General features: G+C 64.6%; 19 protein-coding genes. 12 read left to right on the plus strand and 7 right to left on the minus strand.

All coding sequences use genetic code 11. The features are described 5' to 3' along the window. From AWB82_RS07155 to AWB82_RS07175, 5 genes are all read right to left on the minus strand, one after another. Entirely contained in the window at positions 1 to 1,140 is a 1,140-nt protein-coding gene (locus AWB82_RS07155; RefSeq protein WP_086966454.1) for a thiolase family protein, read from the minus strand. Continuing rightward, complete coding sequence (locus AWB82_RS07160) at positions 1,140 to 1,571, minus strand: Zn-ribbon domain-containing OB-fold protein (RefSeq protein ID WP_086966455.1); 432 nt, start codon at positions 1,569 to 1,571, stop codon at positions 1,140 to 1,142. The genes AWB82_RS07155 and AWB82_RS07160 overlap by 1 nt, the downstream gene beginning before the upstream one ends. A gap of 56 nt (positions 1,572 to 1,627) precedes the next feature. Then, positions 1,628 to 2,863: a CaiB/BaiF CoA transferase family protein gene (locus AWB82_RS07165; RefSeq protein ID WP_086966456.1), complete on the minus strand. Its 1,236-nt coding sequence runs from the start codon at positions 2,861 to 2,863 to the stop codon at positions 1,628 to 1,630. A gap of 300 nt (positions 2,864 to 3,163) precedes the next feature. Beyond that, positions 3,164 to 3,952 carry an enoyl-CoA hydratase-related protein gene (locus AWB82_RS07170; protein WP_086966457.1) on the minus strand — a complete coding sequence of 263 codons (789 nt, stop codon included), beginning with the start codon at positions 3,950 to 3,952 and terminating at the stop codon, positions 3,164 to 3,166. 139 nt (positions 3,953 to 4,091) lie between these two features. Then, the gene (locus AWB82_RS07175) at positions 4,092 to 4,790 is read right to left on the minus strand and encodes a GntR family transcriptional regulator (RefSeq protein ID WP_159462567.1); all 699 of its coding nucleotides are present in this window, start codon (positions 4,788 to 4,790) and stop codon (positions 4,092 to 4,094) included. Between the two features lie 449 nt (positions 4,791 to 5,239). Between AWB82_RS07175 and AWB82_RS07180 the strand changes: the two genes are divergently transcribed. From AWB82_RS07180 to AWB82_RS07225, 10 genes are all read left to right on the plus strand, one after another. Beyond that, positions 5,240 to 5,845 carry an NADPH-dependent FMN reductase gene (locus AWB82_RS07180; protein ID WP_407642980.1) on the plus strand — a complete coding sequence of 202 codons (606 nt, stop codon included), beginning with the start codon at positions 5,240 to 5,242 and terminating at the stop codon, positions 5,843 to 5,845. A 218-nt stretch (positions 5,846 to 6,063) separates the two neighbouring features. After that, positions 6,064 to 7,632, plus strand: coding sequence for an ABC transporter substrate-binding protein (locus AWB82_RS07185; protein WP_086966459.1), 1,569 nt, complete (start codon positions 6,064 to 6,066; stop codon positions 7,630 to 7,632). Positions 7,633 to 7,635: 3 nt separating this feature from the next. Continuing rightward, entirely contained in the window at positions 7,636 to 8,556 is a 921-nt protein-coding gene (locus AWB82_RS07190) for an ABC transporter permease (protein WP_086966460.1), read from the plus strand. Further along, positions 8,553 to 9,377 carry an ABC transporter permease gene (locus tag AWB82_RS07195; protein WP_086966461.1) on the plus strand — a complete coding sequence of 275 codons (825 nt, stop codon included), beginning with the start codon at positions 8,553 to 8,555 and terminating at the stop codon, positions 9,375 to 9,377. The genes AWB82_RS07190 and AWB82_RS07195 overlap by 4 nt, the downstream gene beginning before the upstream one ends. Further along, positions 9,374 to 10,369, plus strand: coding sequence for an ABC transporter ATP-binding protein (locus tag AWB82_RS07200; protein WP_086966462.1), 996 nt, complete (start codon positions 9,374 to 9,376; stop codon positions 10,367 to 10,369). The genes AWB82_RS07195 and AWB82_RS07200 overlap by 4 nt, the downstream gene beginning before the upstream one ends. Beyond that, a complete protein-coding gene (locus AWB82_RS07205; protein WP_086966463.1) occupies positions 10,366 to 11,331 on the plus strand; it encodes an ABC transporter ATP-binding protein in 966 nt (321 codons plus the stop codon). The genes AWB82_RS07200 and AWB82_RS07205 overlap by 4 nt, the downstream gene beginning before the upstream one ends. 12 nt (positions 11,332 to 11,343) lie before the next feature. Next, positions 11,344 to 12,735, plus strand: coding sequence for an LLM class flavin-dependent oxidoreductase (locus AWB82_RS07210; protein ID WP_086966464.1), 1,392 nt, complete (start codon positions 11,344 to 11,346; stop codon positions 12,733 to 12,735). Further along, complete coding sequence (locus tag AWB82_RS07215) at positions 12,728 to 13,567, plus strand: TauD/TfdA dioxygenase family protein (RefSeq protein ID WP_086966465.1); 840 nt, start codon at positions 12,728 to 12,730, stop codon at positions 13,565 to 13,567. The genes AWB82_RS07210 and AWB82_RS07215 overlap by 8 nt, the downstream gene beginning before the upstream one ends. Next, entirely contained in the window at positions 13,564 to 14,949 is a 1,386-nt protein-coding gene (locus AWB82_RS07220) for an LLM class flavin-dependent oxidoreductase (RefSeq protein WP_086966466.1), read from the plus strand. The genes AWB82_RS07215 and AWB82_RS07220 overlap by 4 nt, the downstream gene beginning before the upstream one ends. Positions 14,950 to 14,972: 23 nt before the next feature. Beyond that, complete coding sequence (locus AWB82_RS07225; protein WP_086966467.1) at positions 14,973 to 16,169, plus strand: acyl-CoA dehydrogenase family protein; 1,197 nt, start codon at positions 14,973 to 14,975, stop codon at positions 16,167 to 16,169. A 15-nt stretch (positions 16,170 to 16,184) separates the two neighbouring features. On the opposite strand, the gene AWB82_RS07230 is transcribed toward AWB82_RS07225, so the two are convergent. Together AWB82_RS07230 and AWB82_RS07235 are read right to left on the minus strand one after the other, a co-directional pair. Next, positions 16,185 to 17,516, minus strand: a complete 1,332-nt coding sequence (locus tag AWB82_RS07230; protein WP_086966468.1) for an LLM class flavin-dependent oxidoreductase — start codon at positions 17,514 to 17,516, stop codon at positions 16,185 to 16,187. A gap of 78 nt (positions 17,517 to 17,594) precedes the next feature. Beyond that, entirely contained in the window at positions 17,595 to 18,239 is a 645-nt protein-coding gene (locus AWB82_RS07235) for a peroxidase-related enzyme (protein WP_086966469.1), read from the minus strand. Between the two features lie 208 nt (positions 18,240 to 18,447). Here AWB82_RS07235 and AWB82_RS07240 point away from each other — a divergent pair, with 208 nt between their 5' ends. After that, positions 18,448 to 19,023 carry a peroxidase-related enzyme gene (locus AWB82_RS07240; RefSeq protein WP_086966470.1) on the plus strand — a complete coding sequence of 192 codons (576 nt, stop codon included), beginning with the start codon at positions 18,448 to 18,450 and terminating at the stop codon, positions 19,021 to 19,023. Between the two features lie 22 nt (positions 19,024 to 19,045). After that, positions 19,046 to 20,251 carry an acyl-CoA dehydrogenase family protein gene (locus AWB82_RS07245; protein ID WP_086966471.1) on the plus strand — a complete coding sequence of 402 codons (1,206 nt, stop codon included), beginning with the start codon at positions 19,046 to 19,048 and terminating at the stop codon, positions 20,249 to 20,251. Positions 20,252 to 20,253: the final 2 nt, after the last annotated feature.

Below are 20,253 nucleotides of genomic sequence, written 5' to 3' on the forward strand. Positions count from 1 at the left end.
TCAGACCGTGAAGATATGCACGGCGCATACGCCGTGATCGAAGCCGCTGATGCCGCCGCCGGTCGCGTGCGTCAATCCGACCTTTGCGTTCTGCACCTGCCGGCCGCCGCAGCGTCCCTGAAGCTGCCGCACTACTTCGACGACCTGCGCCGCGCCGGTCGCCGCCACCGGATGTCCCTTCGACAGCAAGCCGCCGCTCGGATTCACCGGAATGCGTCCACCCAGCGATGTTGCGCCGCTTTGCAGAAATTGCGCCGCCTCGCCGCGCTTGCAGAAACCGAAGGCTTCGTAATACATCAACTCGGCGCTCGTGAAGGCATCGTGAACTTCGGCCACGTCGATGTCATCCGGCCCGATGCCCGCCTCTTCGTACGTGTCGTTTGCACAGCGCACGGTGATCTCGGGACTCGTCATGTCGCGGAAGCCGCCTTCGAACACGCCCGACGCGACATGCGAGGCGGCCACGTTCACCGGCCGGTCGCTGTACTTGCGCGCGAGGTCGCTCGCGCACAGGACGATCGCCGCGGCGCCGTCGCCGGTCGGGCAGCATTGGAACAGCGTGAAGGGATCGGCGATCATGCGCGACGCGAGCACTTCCTCGGCGGTGGTCTCCTTGCGCAACTGGGCGTCCGGGTTCAACGCCGCATGACGACGCGATTTCACGACGACACTCGCAAGCTGTTCCTTTGTTAGGCCGAAGTCGTGCATATAGCGGCGCGCGCGCATCGCGTAGAGCGCCGGCATCACGAGGCCGTTGCTGACTTCCCAGTCCTCTTTTTCCAGCGGAATCGTGCCGCCGTTGAACTTCGTCAGCTTCTCGACGCCCATCACCATGACGACGTCGTAGCGTCCGCTCGCGATTGCCGTATAGCCGAGGCTCAGCGCGGACGAACCGCTCGAACACGCGTTCTCGACGTTGATGATCGGCAGCCCCGCGATGCCGAGACGCCCGAAGATGCGTTGGCCGGGCATCGGGCCGCCGAGACCGGTGCCGCAGAAAAGCGCGTCGATATCGCGCGCCTCGATGCCGGCATCGGCGATGGCCTGCTTCACTGCGGGCCAGCCGAGATCGGCGAGACTCACATCGGGATATTTACCGAACTTGATCATGCCCGTGCCGATCACTGAGACTTTACGCATCACGAGTTCTCCGTCGAGACAGGGTTGAAGGTGAAGAGCGGCGTGCCGGGCTCGCGTTCTTCCGCGACGGTCGGGGCCGCGTGCAGGCTCACGGGCATGTCGATGCTGAGCGCCTGCGGATCGCCGCCGATATGCGCGAACACACGGACGTCGTCCGGCAAATCGACATAGCCGATCACGTAAGGCGTCACCCACGGTTTCGGCGCGACATGCACGACCGACCAGCTATAGAGCGTGCCATTTCGCGGCAGCGCGACATCGGTGAGATGCTCCGACTGGCAGCCGGGACACACGCCGGTCTTGGGGAAAAGCTGCATGCCGCACGCTTCGCAGCGCTGCCCGACGAGATGAGCGCCCGCGCCGTCGAACCGGAGATAGTCGGCTGACAGGCGGTCATTCGCGCGCGGAACGATGGGTGTCTCGAATTCCATGTCGTCTTCCTCTTTGAAGTGATTTGTCTGTATCTGCTTCGCGGTCGCGCGATGGGCTAGGCGATGACGCCGCGCGCCCTCAAGCTGCCGATTTCATCGGCGGCATACGCCAGCTCGCGCATGATCTCTTCGGTATGCTGACCAAGCAGCGGCGGGCTACGAAACACGCCACATGGCGAGCGCGACAGCTTGATCGGATTGCCGAGCACCTCGATCTCACCGCCGAGATGGTGCGTCAGCGGATGCACCATGTCGCGATGACGCACCTGCGGATCGGCAAGCGCATCCGCGACGGAATTCACCGGCGCGCACGGCACGCCCTTCTCGTTCAGGCGCGCGAGCCAATCGTCGCGCGTGCGGCCGGCAAACGCCTGCGTCAGCAGTGGCTCCAGCGCGTCGCGATTCGCGTGTCTCAGTTCGTTGGTGACGAAGCGCGGGTCGGCGGGCAGCTCCGGCAGTTCGAGCACGTCGCAGAGCGCCTGCCACATCTTTTCCGTGTTGGCGCAGATCAGCACGTCATCTCCGTCGGCGGCCTCGAAGGACGCGTAGGTCGGGATCGACGCATGACCTCGGCCCTGGCGGCCAGGCACGTCTCCCGAGAACAGGTGATACACGCCCTGATAGGAGAGCATCGCCACCTGCACGTCGAGCATCGAAATATCGATGAACTGGCCCTTGCCCGACTGTTCGCGCTCCCGGAGCGCCGCGAGAATCCCGATCACGGCATGCAGACCCGCGCAAATATCGCCGATGGGAATGCCCGCGCGCACCGCGCGCGCGCCCGGCTCGCCCGTCAAACTCATGCCGCCCGACAGCGCCTGGACGATCATGTCGTAGGCCGGACGCTTCGCATACGGGCCATCCTGTCCATAGCCCGAAATCGAGCAGCAGATAATGCGCGGATTGATTTCGGAGAGCGTGGCGAAATCCACGCCCAGCTTCCTGGTGACGCCGGGGCGAAAGTTGTCCACCACCACGTCGGCATTCGCCGCGAGCCGGTACAGGATCTCGCGTCCCTCGGTCTGCGAGAGGTCGAGGACCATGCCCTTTTTCGAACGGTTCGCGCTCAAAAAATAAAGGCTTTCGCCGTTATGAAAATGCGGCGGCAGCACGCGCGTCGAGTCGCCGGTCTTCGGTTCGATCTTGATGATCTCCGCGCCGAGATCGGCGAGTTGCTGGGTGCAGAACGGCCCGGCGAGAAACATCGACAGGTCGAGGATGCGCACGCCGTTCAGCGCGGGCGCGGGGTCGTCGTGGCGTCGGCTATCGCGGTTTTCGGAAGATAAGGTCATCGCTTCTCTGCTCGTCGGCCTGTGCGTCCGGTTTAGATTCAAAGTGTCGACACTTCGGCTTGCTGAGAAGCGATAGTACGCCGTTTATCGTCCGTGTCAATGCTTCTGTCGACACTTTGATTCGCACGGCAATGATAAGCCCATACGCGGAAATACAGGCTCACGCCATATACGGCGAGCGAGACAGCGCCTGACCGGGCGTCGTCACAGATTTTCGATAAGGGGAAATGCCGATGAAGTGTGGACACTTCGCATGACGGCACGACGCGAGGATGCGCCGCCGTCATGCGGGCGGTGGACTTACATACCCTGGAATCGCGGCTTGCGCTTCTCGTTGAAGGCGAGCACGCCTTCGACGCGGTCCTGCGTGGGAATCGTGCGGTAGTAGGACTCAAGCTCGAACCGGTATCCGGTCGACAAATCCGATTGTGTTGCCATGTTCAGCGATTTCTTGGCCTGGCGAACCGCGATCGGGGCGTTATCGGCGATGCGTCTCGCGACGGCGAGCGTTTCGTCCATGAGCGTGTCGGGCGCACAGACCTTGTTGACCACGCCCCATTCGAGCGCCTCCCGAGCGGAGAACGGCTGCCCCGTGAGCGCGATTTCCTTTGCCCGCCGGATGCCGCAGGCGCGCGGCAGGTTCTGCGTCCCGCCCGCGCCCGGAATGATGCCGAGCGTCACTTCGGTCAGAGCGAAGCGCGCCGTCTCGCTGGCGTAGGCGAAATCGACCGCGACCGCCAGCTCGCAGCCGCCGCCGAAGGCCGCACCGTTGATCGCGGCGATGACGGGAATCGGGCACTCCTGCAAATGACGCATCATCTGTTCGGTGAGGGCATGCTGGCGCCGCCACGCCTCCTCGCTCATACCCTTGCGCTCTTTCAGATCGCCGCCGGCGCAGAAAATCTTCTCGCCCGCGCCCGTCAGCACGATGCAACGCACGTCTTCGGGATCGACATACAGCGAGGCCAGCGCATCGACGACCTCCGTGAGCATCTGCGTATTCAGCGCGTTGCCCGCGCCGGGCCGGTTCAGGACGATCGTCAGGACGTGTTCGTCCTTTTTCAGCAGCAGCGTTTCGTATTGCTTCATCAAGCTCCTCCGCGTCGTAAGTGTGTACACTTAAACGCGATTAAAGCATGAATCTGCCGCATACCGCGATGACTATTTCGGTCGCGGATACACTTTGGCATCGCGCTGTACACACTTTGCGATTGGCACGTCGGCGCGCCTACTTGTTGAAGCTTTGCTCCAGCACCTTCAGGGCGGTCTGAATGTTGTTGCGGATGATGGCGGACGCGAGCGTCGGATTGCGATCCTCGAAGGCGCGCATAAGAAGACAGTGATCTTCGAGCGATCGCTTGACGCGTCCCGATTGCGACAGCGATTGATAGCGCAGATTGAATGTGGTGAGGCCCAGCATATCGAGCGATCGCTGCAACATCGGATTGCGGCAAATGTCCGTCGCGGTTTCGTGGAACGTCATGTTTGCGAGAAAGTATCGATGAATGTCGCCCGCTTCGGCGGCGTCGCGCATCGCTTCGAAGCCGCGCCGGAGCAGCGCGAGGTCTTCGTCGCTCGCGCGCTGCGCCACGATTTCGCACACGAGCGCATGCATGGCGGCGCGAATCTCGTATATGTTGCGCAGTTCCTCGATGCTCACCCCGCGAACCCGGGGCCTGCGGCGCGGGAGAACCTCGACGAGACCGTGCTTTTCCAGTAACGCCAGCGCCTCACGCACCGGCGTGCGGCTGATGGCGAAGCGCTGCGCGAGATCGACCGAGTTGAGATCGTCGCCGGGCGCGAGCCGGCCTTCGATGATGTCGAGGCCCAGTTCATAGGCAATCGTTACGACGAGCGACTCCGAATCGTTCTCGCCCGTGAGCAAACGGCGCAATGTCTCCGCGACGACCGAAACGGCCTGAGACACAGTACGCGCGGCCGGGACGTGATCCGTTTTCGCGCCTGTGCTTTTTCCGCCAGACGACTTCATGGTTTTCGGCATAGTCACTCCGCGACGTTGGCCCGATCTCAGGGCGCCGATTTTACCCTTATGGTTTCCCGTCGCGACGGCGGCGCGTTTGAGGCGTGGACGATCAGTTGGAGCGGACAGCGATGGGTCGGCAGGCGAGGTACGTCTCTAATCACAGGATGTGCACGCGCCGCTAACGCCAATGATTCGAGAGAAACGTCCGCGAGCCCCCAATCGGCGAAGGCCCATTCGCGCATAACCTTAGCTCAATTCATGCGTTCCGCTTCCTGAACCGGCTGGCTATGATTATTCGTCTTAGCCGCCCGCTGAATAACCGCGTCGTGCGGCGTCTCGCCTTGCCCGGAGTGTTCAACTTGTCCCGAATCGAAACCTTTCGCCGGCCGCTCGTGGTCGGAATTGGCGGTACGACCCGTCCCGTATCGTCGACCGAGCGCGCGCTGGGTTTCGCGCTGCGAGGCGCCGAGCAATCCGGCGCGCGCGTGCGTCTGTTCGGCGGTGCGTTTCTGTACAGCCTGCCGCACTACTCGCCCGATTCGCGCGATCTCACCGATGCACAGCGCGAACTGATCGAAGCCGTGCGCGACGCCGATGCACTCATCATCGCGACGCCGGGGTACCACGGCGGCATCTCCGGTCTCGTCAAAAACGCGCTCGACACGCTCGAAGAGTTGCGCGACGACGAGCGTCCCTATCTCGATGGCCGCGCGGTCGGCAGCATCGTCACCGCTTATGGCTGGCAGGCGGCGGGCACGGTGCTCACGTCGCTGCGCTCGATCGTGCACGCGCTACGCGGATGGCCGACGCCCTTCGGCGCCGCCGTCAACACGCTGGAAACGCGCTTCGAAACCGCCGAGCATTGTTCGGACCCGAAGGTCGTCGAGCAACTCGTCACCGTGGGGCAGCAGGCGTCGAATTTCGCGCTGGCGTTCGGCTCGCATCGGCCCGATGCGTGGCATGCGGTGAAGCGCGAGGCGGTGCTCGCGGGGCACTGAGACCGGCGACGCGCGCAAGGCAGGCGATCCAATGATGCTTAGCATTCCGATTCAAATACTTCATCACGAACACTTGAATCGACCTGAACGCGGACTTGATATCGATATATGTTTTGCTCGCTTCGAATCCGGGCGCGCGCGCGTCATCATGTTCAATTCATAAGCAGGCTTCTCCAACTAGACGAGGGCGCTCCCTCGCCCGGCACTCAGACCAACCTATGCGCACCTTTTCGTCAGTCCTTCGCGGACTGGTCTTCGCCGCCGCCTTGTCCGGCGCTTTCACCGAACCGGCACGCGCGGCGAGCACCGCGCCCGCCGTCGATCGCGACACGGTCGTGATCGGCGTCGAAAAGGAGTTCTATAACCTCGACGGCCTCGTTGCCGTGAGCGGCGACTCGCTGCGCTACGGCTGGCAGATCTACGACACGCTCTACGGCTTCGACCAGAAAGGCAACCTCGTGCCGCGCCTCGCGACGAGCGTGACCGTCTCGCCCGATGCGCGCGTGTTCACCTACAAGCTGCGTCCCAACGTCAAGTTCCATAACGGTGCAACGCTGAGCTCGCGCGACGTGAAAGCATCGCTCGAGCACGTGCTCGATCCGCGCAGCAAGAGCACCCGCCGTCCGTTCTTCGCGCCGGTCGTCGATTCGGTCGAGACGCCCGACGATCTCACCGTCGTCTTCAAACTGAAGCAAGCCGACGGCGCGTTCGCCAACAAGGTCGCGGGCTATCTGTACATCATTCCGGGCGACTATCTCGCGAGCCTGCCCAATCCCGATGCGTTCGCACAGAAGCCGGTGTCGCTCGGGCCGTACAAGTTCAAGTCGCTCGCGCCGGGCGGCAGCGAACTCGTGCTCGAACGTTTCGACGATTACTGGGGCGAGAAGCCGCGCGTGAAGACGCTGATCTTCCGCGCGATCACGGAACCGGCGAGCCGCGTCAACGCGGTGCTGCGCGGCGAAGTCGATCTCTCGGTGGCGCTGCCCTTCTCGGACTACGCGCGGCTCAAGAAGGAAAGCGGGCTCGACGTGATCGAGAGCCGCGTGGCGTCGCCGGTCTACGTGCGCGTCTACACCACCGACAAGAACTCGCCGTTCTCCAACGTGCAGGTGCGCCAGGCGCTCAGCTACGCGATCGATACCAACGCGATCATCAAGAGCGTGCTGTACGGCGTGGGCGAACCGCTCGGCACGATGATCTCGAACTACTATCCGTACGGCGCGGATCGTTCGATCAAGCCGTATCCATACGATCCCGCGAAGGCGCGCGCCCTGCTCGCGCAGGCGGGCTATCCGAAGGGCTTCGACACCACGCTCAACATTCAGGGCGACATGCCGCAAGGCGTCGCCGAAGCGATCGCGGCCTACTGGGGGCAAGTGGGCGTCAAGGTCAAACTCAATCGCCTGACCTATGCCACCTTCCAGCGCCTGAACAACACGCACACGTCCGGGCCGCTCGCGCTCAGCCAGTTCACCAATGCGCTGTATGACCCGGTGCATCCCATCGGCGGCGCGTTCGCATCGGAGGGAAGCTGGTCCGACTATTCGAATCCGAAGGTCGATGCGCTGCTCGCCGACGTCTCTCGCGTGAGCGACACGAAGCAGCGCGGCGAAGTGTTCCAGAAGATCGGCCGCGAACTTCATGACGATGCCGCCGCGTTCTTCATCTCCGAATTCACTTACGTGTACGCGAAGAAGAAGACGCTGCAATGGCAGCCGCAGCAAGGCGGCGGTTTCCTCAACTTTCGCACGATCCAGTGGGCGCCGCAAGCGGTGGCCGGTAACTGAGCGATGCCCGCCTATCTTGCGCGCCGCCTCGGTTCCGCACTGTTCACGGTGTGGCTGATGTCGGTGCTGATCTTCGTGCTCGTGCGCATGGTCGGCGATCCCGCGTATCTGCTGATGCCGCCCGAAGCCACCGAAGCCGATCGTCAGCTCTTTCGTGAACAGCTCGGTCTCGCCGATCCCGTGCCGCTGCAGTACGCGCGCTTTCTGGCAGGCATGTTGCGCGGCGACATGGGCAACTCGTTTCACTTCGGCGCGCCCGCGCTCTCGATGGCGCTGAGCCGGCTCGCGTCGAGCCTGTTGCTGGTCGGCATTTCGCTGGCGCTCGCGTTGATCATAGGGCTGTCGCTGGGCGTCGTCTCGGCGGTGCGAAGGGGCACGTGGATCGACCGCCTCGCGTCGATTTTTGCGGTGCTCGGGCAGGCCGCGCCGCCCTTCTTCGTCGCGTTGTTGCTCATCCGCCTCTTCTCCGTGCAATGGGGCTGGCTGCCGACCGGCGGACACGGCTCCTGGCGTCATCTGATCCTGCCGGTGTGCGCGCTCGCGTGGTACTCCGCCGCGGGCATTGCGCGGCTCACGCGCGCCAACATGCTCACCGTGCTCGAAGCCGATTACATACGCATGGCGCGCATCAAGGGGCTGCCCGCGCACGTGGTCATCGGCACGCATGCGCTGCGCAATGCGGCGCTGCCTATCGTCGCGTTCACGGCCTCGCAATTCGGCGTGCTGATCGGCGGCGCGGTGGCGATCGAAACGGTGTTCTCGTGGCCCGGCTTCGGCAGCCTGATGGTCGAAGCCATCAGCACGCTCGATTTCACCGTGGTGCAGGCCGCCGTGATCGTGTCGGTGCTGCTGTTCGTCTCGATCAATCTCGCGGTCGACGTGCTCTATGCGCTCGTCGATCCGCGCATCCGGTACCGGCAATGAGCGCCCGATTCCTCTTGCCGCGCGACAGACGCATCGCGATTTTCGGCGCGATGCTCGTCGTCATCGTCGCGGGCTCGGCGTGCGCGCCGCTGCTCTCGAACGTCGATCCGAACGCGATCGATCTGTCGGCCACGCTCCAGTCGCCGACCTGGCATCACTGGTTCGGCACCGATCAGATGGGCCGCGATGTCTTCACGCGCACGCTCTATGGTGGACGCATCTCGCTCGCCATCGCGTTCTGCGCGGTGCTGCTCGCGGGCTTCTTCGGCGCGATCGCGGGCCTCATGTCGGCGTACATCGGCGGACGTTTCGATGCCACGCTCATGCGTATCGTCGATGCGCAATATGCATTGCCGCCCGTGTTTCTCGCGATGCTGATCGTCGGCATCTGCGGGCCGAGCATGACGAACATCGTCATCGTGGTGACGCTCGCGAACTGGGGACGCTTCGCGCGCATCATCCGCGCCGAGGCGCTGAGCCTGCGAGAGCGCGACTTCATCCTGATCGCGAAGCTCGCCGGCGCGACGCCCTTGCATGTCGTGCTGCGCCATCTGCTGCCCAACGTGCGCAATACCTTCGTGGTGCTGCTGACGCTCGACATCGGCCTCGTGATCTTCATGGAGGCAGCGCTGAGCTTCGTGGGCCTCGGCGTGCAGCCGCCCGATCCTTCGTGGGGCGGCATGATCGCCGATGGCCGCAATTATCTCGATACCGCGTGGTGGCTTTCCGCGCTGCCGGGGCTCGTGCTGATCGCAACCGTGCTGTCGAGCAATCGCATCGGCGAGTCGTTGCAGCGCGGCGCTGACGGAGTATCGCGATGAGCCTGCTCACCGTTCATGACCTCGTGGTGGAGACAGAACACGCGCGTCTCGTCGATGGCGTCAGCTTCGCCGTGGGCGCCGGGCGCACGCTCGGGCTGGTCGGCGAATCCGGCTCGGGCAAGAGCGTGGCGTGCCTTTCCGTGCTCGGTTTGCCGCCGCGCGGCGTGCAAATCGCGGGCGGCCGCATCCTGTTCGACGGCGACGATTTGCGCACGAAGACGCCCGCCGAACTCAACGCGTTGCGCGGGCGCGAGATCGGCATGATCCTGCAAGATCCGATGACTTCGCTCAACCCGCTGCTCACGATCGGCCGGCAGATCACCGAAATGTTCCGGTATCGCGAGGGCGTAACGAGCCGGAGCGAACGCGAGGCGCGCGCCATCGAACTGCTGCGGCGCGTGCGCATTCCCGCGCCGGAAAGCCGCCTGAACAGCTATCCGCATCAGTTCAGCGGCGGCATGCGTCAGCGCGTGGCGATCGCGATGAACCTCGCGTGCAATCCGCGTCTCCTGATCGCGGACGAGCCGACGACCGCGCTGGACATCACCGTGCGTCTGCAGATTCTCGATCTCCTGCGCGAAGTGCAGGCCGAACGCGGCACCGCGATCGTGCTCGTCACGCACGATCTGCATCTGGTGCGCCGCTATTGCCACGACGTCGCCGTGATGTACGCGGGGCGCATCATCGAACAAGGACCGGTAGAACAGGTGTTCGCGCGGCCGCGTCATCCCTACACGAAAGGCTTGCTCGGCGCGGTGCCGCGTCTGCGTGATTTGCAGCATCGGCTCACGGTCATTCCGGGTCAGCCGCCGCTCGCCGGCAGCATCGCGCAAGGATGCCGCTTCGCGCCGCGCTGCCCGCGCGCGCAAGCCGATTGCCTGAGCGCCTATCCGGCGACGCGCGCCATCGACGCACATCGCGGCGTCGCGTGCTGGCATCCCGAGCCGGACCCGCAAACGGCCGACGCTCTTCTCGCGACGGCGGCATCATGAACGCACTCGAAGTCTCGGATATCGGCCGTGTTTTTCCCGTGCGCGGCGGCCTGTTCGCCAGGCCGAAACTGCTGCGCGCGGTCGAGGACGCCTCCTTCGCATTGCCGCGCGGCGGCACATTCGGGCTCGTGGGCGAATCGGGATCGGGCAAGTCGACGCTCGCGAAAATCATCCTCGGCGCGGACGAGCCCACGCGCGGCGACGTGCGCTTCGGCGAGCGCGTGTTCGGCAAACAATCGCGCGACGCCGACCGGCGCTGGCGGCAACGCGCCGTGCAAGCCGTGCTGCAAGACCCGTTCGGCTCGCTCGATCCGCAGATGAACATCGGCGATATCGTGCTCGAACCTTTGCGCATCCAGAAGAGCGGTTTCGCGCGCGAAGCCTTCCAAAAGCGCCTCGACGAACTGCTCGCGCAAGTCGGCCTGCCCGCCGAATTCAAGCGCCGGCGTCCCGGCGAACTGAGCGGCGGGCAACGTCAGCGCGTGGCGATTGCGCGCGCGCTCGTGCTGGAGCCGGAGATTCTCGTGCTCGACGAACCGGTCTCCGCGCTCGACGTATCGATTCAGGCGCAGGTTCTCAACCTGCTGAAGGATCTTCAGGACGCGCTCGGCTTGAGCTATCTGCTGATCTCGCACGATCTCGCCGTGATCGCGTTCATGAGCAGCCATATCGGCGTGCTCTATCTCGGCCGCTTCATGGAGCAAGGCACGCGCGAGGACATCGTGGAGCGCGCGGCGCATCCGTACACGCACGCGCTGATCGCCGCCTCCGAACCCGATGCGCCCGACGTGCGGACGATCGGCGGCGAGATTCCGTCGCCGCTCGCGCCGCCCGCCGGATGCGTGTTTCACGCGCGCTGTCCCGCCGCGCGCGACATCTGCAAAAGCGTGGCGCCGCCCATGCAGCGTCTCACGGCGACGCATCGCGTGACGTGCCACTTTCCCCTCACCTCGAAGGCATAAAGGACTTTCGCCATGTCGAAGGAGATTCGCATCAACGCGTTCCTGGCCTTCGCGCCGACGCATCTGTCGCCCGGACTATGGGCGCATCCGCAAGACCGCGCGCTCGACTACAACTCGCTATCGCTCTGGACCGATCTCGCGCGCACGGCGGAACGCGGCGGCTACGACGCGCTCTTCTTCGCCGATGGCATCAGCCAGTACGACGTCTACGGCGGATCGAACGCGGCCGGCGTGCGCTGGGGCCTGCAATTTCCGCGGCTCGATCCGCTGCTGCTCGTCTCGGCGATGGCGCAAGTCACCGAGCATCTCGGCTTCGCGGTGACGAGCAGCGTGAGCTACGAAGCGCCGTTCCTGTTCGCGCGGCGCATGTCGACGCTCGATCATCTGACGCGCGGGCGCATCGGCTGGAACATCGTGACGAGCTTCGGGCAAAGCGGCTCGCGCGCTATCGGCCAGCCCGACGCGCGTGCGCACGACGAGCGCTACGATCTCGCCGACGAGTACATGGAAATCGTCTATCGGCTATGGGAGCAAAGCTGGGAAGACGGCGCGGCGGTGCGCGACCGCGAAGCGCGCGTGTTCGCGGACCCGGCGCGCGTGCATGAAATCCGGCACGAAGGCCGCTTCTTCTCGATGCAGGGCACGCATTACTCGGAGCCTTCGCCGCAGCGCACGCCGCTGCTCTATCAGGCGGGCACGTCGAAGCGCGGCAAGGAGTTCGCCGCGCGTCACGCCGAATGCGTGTTTCTCAGTTCGCCGACCGCGCATCTGGTGGCGCGCGATGTCGCCGACGTGCGCGCACGCGCCGCCGCGCTCGGACGCGACCCGGCGTCCGTGCTGTTCTTCTCGCTCGCGACCGTGATCGTCGCGCCGACTTCCGAAGCAGCGCAGGCGAAATGGCAGGACATCCAGCGCCACGTGAGCCTCGAAGGTGCGCTCGCGCTGTTCTCGCGCTGGAGCGGCATCGATCTGTCGAAGTACAGCCCCGACGATCCGCTGCGCTACGTGAAGAGCGAAGGCATGCAGTCGGCGATCGAGGCGTTCACCGTCGCCGATCCCGAGCGCGTGTGGACCATCGGCGAACTGGCGATCTTCAATGCGATCGGCGGCAAGGGACCGGTGTTCATCGGTTCGCCCACTGAAGTCGCGGATGCGCTCGAAAGCTGGAAGGCGCAAACCGGCGTCGATGGCTTCAATCTCAGTCATGCGTTGCTGCCGGGCACGCACGAGGATTTCGTCGATCTCGTGGTGCCCGAGTTGCGGCGTCGCGGCGTCTATAAGCAAGCCTACAGCGCGGGCACGTTGCGGGAAAAGCTGTACGGCGAAGGTCACGCGCATTTGTCCGCGCCGCATCCCGCCGCCACGCATCGCGCCGCTTCCATCGAGGAACACACTCATGCTTGATACCGCTTACGCATCCATCACCGTGCAGCCGCTCACGCGCCATATCGGCGCGCTGATCGGCGGCATCGATCTGACGCGGCCGCTCAACGCCGACGAGGTGTCCGACGTGCGCCGCGCGCTGCTCGCGCATCAGGTCGTCTTCTTTCGCGACCAGCCGATCACGCTCGACCAGCATCTGGCGCTCGGCCGTCACTTCGGCACGCTGCACGTGCATCCGAACAGCCCCGGCCCGGACGGTTATCCGGAAATCCTGCCGATCCATAGCGATGCGACCACGAAGCGCATCGCGGGCGACCGCTGGCATTCCGACGTTTCATGCGACGAAGAACCGCCGATGGGCAGCATCCTGCATCTGCATACGCTGCCCACGCACGGCGGCGACACGCTCTTCTCAAGCTCGTATGCGGTGTATGAATCGCTGTCGCCGGGTTTGCGGACCTATCTCGAAGCGCTGACCGCCACGCACGACGGCGAACCGACTTACCGGCAACGCAACCGCCTGCGCGGCATCGACGATAGCGGCAAGACGTTTCCGAAAGCCTCGCATCCGGTCGTGCGCACGCATCCCGAGACGGGCCGCAAGGGCGTATTCGTGAATTCGAACTTCACCACGCACATCGATGGCGTGCCCGCCGCCGAGAGCGAGGGCATTCTGCGTCTCTTGTACGAACGCTTCGCGTCGCCGGAATTTCAGGTGCGCTTTCGCTGGGAGCCGCATTCGATCGCCTTCTGGGACAACCGCGCCGTGCAGCATCTGGCCGTGTGGGACTACTACCCGGAAGTGCGCTCGGGTTATCGCGTGACGATCAATGGAGACAAGCCTTTTCTATGAGCCATGCAACGCCTCGGGCGAAGAAGGAAATCCGCGTGAACGCGTTCGCGCTGCATAGCCCGGTGCATCATTCGCCGGGCATGTGGCGGCATCCGCGCGACCGCTCTCTGGAGTACAACACGCTCGATTACTGGGTCGATCTTGCGAAGACGCTCGAACGCGGGCTGATCGATTCGCTCTTCATGGCCGACAGCATCGGCGTGAACGATGTCTATGGCGGCAGCATCGACACCGCGTTGCGTCACGGCGCGCAGGTGCCCAAGCAAGACCCGGTGATGGCGCTCTCCGCGATGGCCTACGCCACGCGCGATCTCGGCCTGTGCGTGACAAGCAACGCCAATCACGAACCGCCCTACGTGTTCGCGCGCCGCATGTCGACGCTCGATCATCTGACGCGCGGGCGCATTGGCTGGAACATCGTGACGGGCTTCGCGCAGAGCAGCGTGAAAGTGCTCGGCAAGGACGGCATCGCGTCGCGCGACGAACGCTACGACATCGCCGACGAGTACATGGACGTCGTCTACAAGCTATGGGAAAGCAGCTGGGAAGACGGCGCGAGCGTGCGCGACACGGCAAGCGGCATCTTCGCCGATCCGTCGAAGGTGCATCGCGTCGAACATGAAGGCAAGTACTTCAAGGTGCAGGGCATCCACATGACCGAGCCCTCGCCGCAGCGCACGCCGGTGCTGTTCCAGGCGGGATCGTCGGCGCGCGGGCAGCGCTTCGCGGGACGTCATGCCGAAGGCATCTATCTGAGCGGGCCGAGCAAGAAGGTGCTCACGCCGGTCGTGAGCGGCACGCGCGCCGAAGCGGTGAAAGCCGGCCGCGATGCGCGCGATATTCAGTTCTTCACGATGGCGACGATCATCACCGGCCGCACGTCGAAGGAGGCGCGCGACAAGTACGAGGACTATCGCCGCTACGTGAGCCCGGAAGCGGCGCTCGCGATGTTCTCGGGCTGGACCGGCATCGACTTCTCGACCTACGATCCCGACGAGCCGATCCGCTACATGCAGCTCGACGCGGGCACTTCGTCCGCGCTCGAAGGCTTCACGAAGCTCGATCCGGAACGCGTGTGGACGGTGGGCGAACTCGCGTTGCACAACGCGATCGGCGGGCGCGGGCCGGTGTTCGTCGGCGCGCCCGATGAAGTGGCGAACGCGCTTGAAGAATGGGTCGATGAAACCGGCATCGACGGCTTCAACCTGAGCTACGCGGTCACGCCCGAAGCCTACGAGGATTTCGCCGAATTCATCGTGCCCGAGTTGCAGGCGCGCGGCCGCTACAAGACCGCTTACGCGCCGGGCACCTTGCGCGAAAAGCTCGGCGGCGCGGGCGGCCGCCTGAACGAGCGTCATCCCGGCGCGGCATTTCGCCGATAACTTTTCTTTTGCACATACAGACCATGAGCACGACCCGATACCACGAAGCACTGGCCGCCCTTCCCGCGCTGGCCGAAGAAATCGGCGTCGACGCCGCGCAGCGCGAGATCCGCCGCGAATTGCCGTTCGCGGCCTTCGACGCATTCCGCCGCTCCGGTCTCGGCGCGTTGCGCATTCCCGTCGAGCGCGGCGGTCTCGGCGGCACGCTCGAAGACGCGATCCACGTCATCACGACGCTCGCCGCCAACGAGTCGAACGTCGCGCATGCGCTGCGCGTGCATTTCGATGTGGTCGAATCGTTGCGACTCGCGCCGCGCACGCCCTTTCACGACCGGCAGATAAGCCGCATCGCCGAGGGCGCGTTATTCGGTGGCGCGTCGGGCGAGCAAGGCACGGCGCGCGCGGGCGAGATCGAAACCGTGCTGCGGCGCGAAGGCGATCATTTCCGCGTGACGGGCAAGAAGTACTACACCACGGGCACCGCGTATGCCGACTTCGTTCGCACCAATCTCGTCGATGAACAGGGCAAAGGCGTCACCGCGATCATCCCCGTGCGCGCCGAAGGCGTTCAGGTGCTCGACGACTGGGACGGCATGGGCCAGCGCATGACGGCGAGCGGCAGCACCGTGTTCGACAACGTCAGAGTCGATCCCGCCGAAGTTATCGAGAAAGGTTATGGCTCGCTGGTCGGCCGCCATGGCGGCGCGTATCGCCAGTTGCATCTGGTCGCGGTCGCGGCGGGCATCGTGCGCAATATCGTTTCCGATGCGCGCAACTACGTGACTGCACACGGCCGCCCGGTGATGCATTCCAGCGCGCCGAGCGCTCGCGAGGACGGCTTCATCCAGCAGGTCGTCGGCGAACTGTCGGCGCTGAGCCACACCATCGACGTGCTGGTGCGCGAGAACGCGCGCACGCTCGGCCGTTCATCGGACGCGATCCTGCACGGCGATGCCGACGCGGACGAACTCGTGCTGCAAAGCGCGCTGGCCACGGCGCGCACGCAGATCGTCGTGGGGAAACTCGCGTTGCAGGCGGGCGAGCGGCTCTTCGATGCGGGCGGCGCATCGGCGACTTCGCGCAAGCATAACTTCGACCGGCACTGGCGCAATCTGCGCACGATCTTCAGCCATAACCCGCTGCATCACAAGGCGCGGGTTATCGGCGATTACGTGCTTAACGACGTGAAGACGCATCTGGTGGAAGGCCGCACGTTTTGAGCGCGGGCGCGCCGATCACCGAGGCTCGAAGAAGCGATTGCCGGGCCTCGGCAAGCCGAGATGTTCCCGCAACGTCGTTCCTTCGTAAGCCCGCCGGAAGATGCCGCGCCGCTGTAACTCGGGCACCACCTTCGTAACGAAATCGTCCAGGCCGGCGGGTAGATACGGGAACATCACGTTGAACCCGTCGCTGCCTTCCTCGACGAGCCACTGCTCCATCTGGTCCGCGATATCCGTCGCGGTTCCGACCATCTGCAAGCCCGAATAGCCGCCGACACGCTGCGCCAGTTGTCGCACGGTGAGGCCTTCGGCGCGCGCCATTTCGATCACGCGCTCGCGCGCGCTCTTGCTCGCGTTGGTGTCCGGAATCTCGGGCAAGGGGCCATCCGGATCGAACGATGAAACATCGTGGCCGAGCGCGATCGAGAGCGACGCGAAGCCGCTGTCGTCATGCACGAAGGTATCGAGCAGCGCGCGCTTTTCCTGCGCTTCGTCGCGCGAATCGCCCACCACGACGAACGCGCCCGGCAGAATCTTCAGATGCTCGCGCGCGCGGCCGACGCGCTCCATGCGGCCTTTGACATCGGCATAAAAGCGCTTGCCCGCCGAGAGATTCGGTTGCGCGGTGAAGACAGCATCGGCGGTTTCGGCGGCGAGCTGCCGCCCCGCTTCCGACGATCCCGCCTGCACCACGACCGGCCAGCCCTGCACCGGGCGCGCGATGTTCAGCGGCCCGCGCACCGACAGATACGCGCCCTTGTGATCGAGCACGTGCAGCTTCTCCGGATCGAAGAACAGGCCGCTTTCGGTGTCGCGCACGAAGGCGTCGTCGGCCCAGCTATCCCAGAGGCCTGTCACGACATCGTAGAACTCGTGCGCGCGGCGATAGCGCTCGTCGTGCTCCATATGCTCTTCGCGGCCGAAGTTGCGCGCCGCATCGGGATTCGATGTGGTGACGAGATTCCAGCCCGCGCGCCCATCGCTCAGATGATCGAGCGACGCGAAACGCCGCGCGATGTGATACGGCTCGTCGAACGTGGTCGACGCCGTCGCGATCAGCCCGATGCGTTCGGTCACGGAAGCGAGCGCGGACAGCAGCGTGAACGGCTCGAAAGAAGTCGCGGTATGGCTGCGCTTCAACGCCTCCACGGGCATGTTGAGCACGGCGAGGTGATCGGCCATGAAGAACGCATCGAAGCAGGCTCGTTCGAGCGTCTGCACGAACCGTTTTATGTGCCTGAAACTGAAATTGGCGTCGGGATACGAACCGGGGAAGCGCCATGCACCGGTATGCAGGCTGACCGGGCGCATGAACGCGCCGAGATGGAGTTGTCGGGTAGATGGCATCGCGTCGGTCGATGAACGAGTGGCGGATCGCGCCAAGGTACTGCAACTTGCAAAAACGCGCTGAAACGACACCCGTCTTCACACGCCCTCGATATCGCGCCCCGCAAAAAACTGATCGTCCGGCACGACGTTCAGCGCGATGGTCAGCCGGTTCGCGTAATTGAAGAACGCCGATATTTCGAGCACCTCGGTCACGGCTTGCTGCGTGAAGCCGATCGAGCGCAGCCGCTGCAGATCTTCCTCGCGCACGCTGCCCGGCTCGCGCGTAAGACGCTCCGATATCTCCGCGAGCGCGGCCTCCTTCACCGAGAGCCGCACATGTCGAAAGCCCTGTGCGATACGCTGCGCGCGCACCGTATCGCCGAGCACGTTTGCAAGCGCCTGCGTGTGGTTGAACACGCAATAGCTGCACTCGTTCGCGGCCGACGTGACCACCGCGATCAACTCGCGCTCCGCGGCCGTCAGATGACTGCGATGCGGATCGAACAGATGCTCATAGAACGTGACGAGTCGATACGCGGTATCGGGATTGACCGACAGCGCCGCAAGCCAGTTCGGCACGAAACCGTACTGCCGGCGAAACTTCGCGTGGATCGACGCGACGTGCGGCGGCAGGCGCGTCTCGTCGGGTACGCCGAACCGCGAAACCGGCTCGCGTTGCAGATCGGCATCGAAGTCGTTCAGGTGATCCGCGAACGGATCGGATGGCGCGATGGTGGACATCTTCCGGTCTCCTGTTGCTATGTCGAGGGTATCCAAGGTAGCGCACGCATCGACGCGCGGTTTGACCGATTTTTCATAAGCTAATCGGCCCGCGCTCACATCGCGCCGGACGAATTGCAAATCGCAAATCGATATTGGATCGCCCGATCGAGCGCTGCGCATAATGGCCTGCAGCTTCTCTTCACTTCTTTCAGGCGAGGAATGCGACATGGCGGAAGTCCTGAGCGCGGAAGCGCATGTCATCAGCCGGCTCGATGTTCCCGGGCACGACACGTTGAGCGACGATCTCCGGCAACTGATCGAGCAGCACGGCGGCGACAACTGGATTCGCGCGCTGTCCCTGAATCCCGATACCGCACGCCGTTTCGCGCAGTACTTCGAAAAACTCTTCAGCGCGACAGCGGGCCGCCTGCCGATTGACGAGCGCGAGCTGATCGCGGTTGTCGTTTCGCGGACCAACGGCTGCGGGCTGTGCGCGATTCATCACGCGCATGCGCTCGGCGAGGCGCTGCACGACCGCGTGCAGGCGCGACGCATCGCGCTCGACTATCACCTCGCCGAATTGTCCGCGCGTCAGCTTGCGCTGGCCGAGATCGCCGAAACCATCACCACGTCGCCGCGCGCGATCACCGAACAGGACTTCGAACGTTTGCGCGGCGTGGGCCTCGACGACGCCGATATTCTCGAAGCCGTCGAAACCGCGTCGTGGTTCAACCATACGAACCGCATTTTCATCGCCACTGGCGTCGTGCCGGACGAGAAGTATTTTTCGGCTCTGACGTGACACGATACAAAGGAGAGTTTCGATGAGCGCCGTGCTCGAATCCGTCACCCCATCGCGCGCCGCGAACGACGCGCCCCATCTTCTGTCCGACGCGCTGCTGGATTCGATCGGCAGGCGCGCCGCTCTCTACGACCGCGAGAACCGGTTCTTCTCCGAAGACTTGAGCGATCTGCACGACGCGAATTTCCTGCGTGCGAGCGTGCCGGTTGAATTCGGCGGCCTCGGCCTCACGTTGCCGCAACTGCTGCGCGAACAGGCGCGGCTCGCGGCGCGCGCGCCATCGACCGCGCTCGCGCTGAACATGCATCTGTACTGGGTCGGCGCGGCGCTGCATCTGTATCGGCAAGGCGACACGTCGGCGCAATGGATTCTCGAAGAAGCCGGCGCGGGCAAGGTCTTCGCCGCGGGTCACGGCGAGCCGGGCAACGATCTCGGCCTCGCGTGGTCGTCGGTGAAGGCGACACCGCTGGCGGACGGCGGCTATCGCTTCGACGGCCGCAAGATCTTCACTTCGCTCGCGCCCGCGTGGGACTGGCTCGGCGTGCACGGCATCGACGAATCCGATCCGCAAGCGCCGAAGATCGTGCACGCGTTCATCCGGCGCGATGCGGCGGGGCATCGCACGGTGAAGACCTGGGATGCGCTCGGCCTGCGCGCCACGCGCAGTGACGACACCTGGCTCGAAGGCGCCATCGCGCCGCGCGACAAGGTGATCCGCGTGCTGCCCGCCGGCATTCCCGACGATCCCTTCGTGGACGGCATTCTCGGCGCGGTGCTGCCCGGTCTCGGCGCGGTGTATTACGGCATCGCGAAACGCGCGTTCGACATCGCGGTGGAATCGGCGAAGCAGCGCAGTTCGCCTGCCATCGGCGGCAAGACCTACGCGTACAAGCCGCTCACGCAGCAGGCCGTCGCGCAGGCGGCGATCGAGCTTGCCAGCATCGAGGCGCTCGTCGATCGCGCGGCGCAGCTTTGGTGGACGGCGGGCTACGGCGAAGACGAACCGTGGATCGCGGATCTTCTCGCGGCGAAGCAGCACGCGGTCGATGGCGCACTGCGCGTGGTGAATCTCGCGCTGAAGATCGCGGGCGCGGCGTCGCTGTCGCGCAATCACGAGCTTGAACGGCTTTATCGCGACGTGCGCGCCGGCGCGTTTCATCCGCCTAACGCGGATGCCGCGCATGAAGTCATCGGGCAGGCGTGGCTCGGCGTGCTCGGCAAAGTTTGAAA

The organism is Caballeronia glebae (assembly GCF_001545035.1).
In the GTDB taxonomy this organism is placed as follows: Bacteria; Pseudomonadota; Gammaproteobacteria; order Burkholderiales; family Burkholderiaceae; genus Caballeronia; species Caballeronia glebae.

Coding starts and splice junctions, on each gene's coding strand:
- AWB82_RS07155 (WP_086966454.1), bottom strand. CDS start 1,140: ATGCGTAAAGTCTCAGTGATCGGCACGGGCATGATCAAGTTCGGTAAA.
- AWB82_RS07160 (WP_086966455.1), bottom strand. CDS start 1,571: ATGGAATTCGAGACACCCATCGTTCCGCGCGCGAATGACCGCCTGTCA.
- AWB82_RS07165 (WP_086966456.1), bottom strand. CDS start 2,863: ATGACCTTATCTTCCGAAAACCGCGATAGCCGACGCCACGACGACCCC.
- AWB82_RS07170 (WP_086966457.1), bottom strand. CDS start 3,952: ATGAAGCAATACGAAACGCTGCTGCTGAAAAAGGACGAACACGTCCTG.
- AWB82_RS07185 (WP_086966459.1), top strand. CDS start 6,064: ATGCGCACCTTTTCGTCAGTCCTTCGCGGACTGGTCTTCGCCGCCGCC.
- AWB82_RS07190 (WP_086966460.1), top strand. CDS start 7,636: ATGCCCGCCTATCTTGCGCGCCGCCTCGGTTCCGCACTGTTCACGGTG.
- AWB82_RS07195 (WP_086966461.1), top strand. CDS start 8,553: ATGAGCGCCCGATTCCTCTTGCCGCGCGACAGACGCATCGCGATTTTC.
- AWB82_RS07200 (WP_086966462.1), top strand. CDS start 9,374: ATGAGCCTGCTCACCGTTCATGACCTCGTGGTGGAGACAGAACACGCG.
- AWB82_RS07205 (WP_086966463.1), top strand. CDS start 10,366: ATGAACGCACTCGAAGTCTCGGATATCGGCCGTGTTTTTCCCGTGCGC.
- AWB82_RS07210 (WP_086966464.1), top strand. CDS start 11,344: ATGTCGAAGGAGATTCGCATCAACGCGTTCCTGGCCTTCGCGCCGACG.
- AWB82_RS07215 (WP_086966465.1), top strand. CDS start 12,728: ATGCTTGATACCGCTTACGCATCCATCACCGTGCAGCCGCTCACGCGC.
- AWB82_RS07220 (WP_086966466.1), top strand. CDS start 13,564: ATGAGCCATGCAACGCCTCGGGCGAAGAAGGAAATCCGCGTGAACGCG.
- AWB82_RS07225 (WP_086966467.1), top strand. CDS start 14,973: ATGAGCACGACCCGATACCACGAAGCACTGGCCGCCCTTCCCGCGCTG.
- AWB82_RS07230 (WP_086966468.1), bottom strand. CDS start 17,516: ATGCCATCTACCCGACAACTCCATCTCGGCGCGTTCATGCGCCCGGTC.
- AWB82_RS07235 (WP_086966469.1), bottom strand. CDS start 18,239: ATGTCCACCATCGCGCCATCCGATCCGTTCGCGGATCACCTGAACGAC.
- AWB82_RS07240 (WP_086966470.1), top strand. CDS start 18,448: ATGGCGGAAGTCCTGAGCGCGGAAGCGCATGTCATCAGCCGGCTCGAT.
- AWB82_RS07245 (WP_086966471.1), top strand. CDS start 19,046: ATGAGCGCCGTGCTCGAATCCGTCACCCCATCGCGCGCCGCGAACGAC.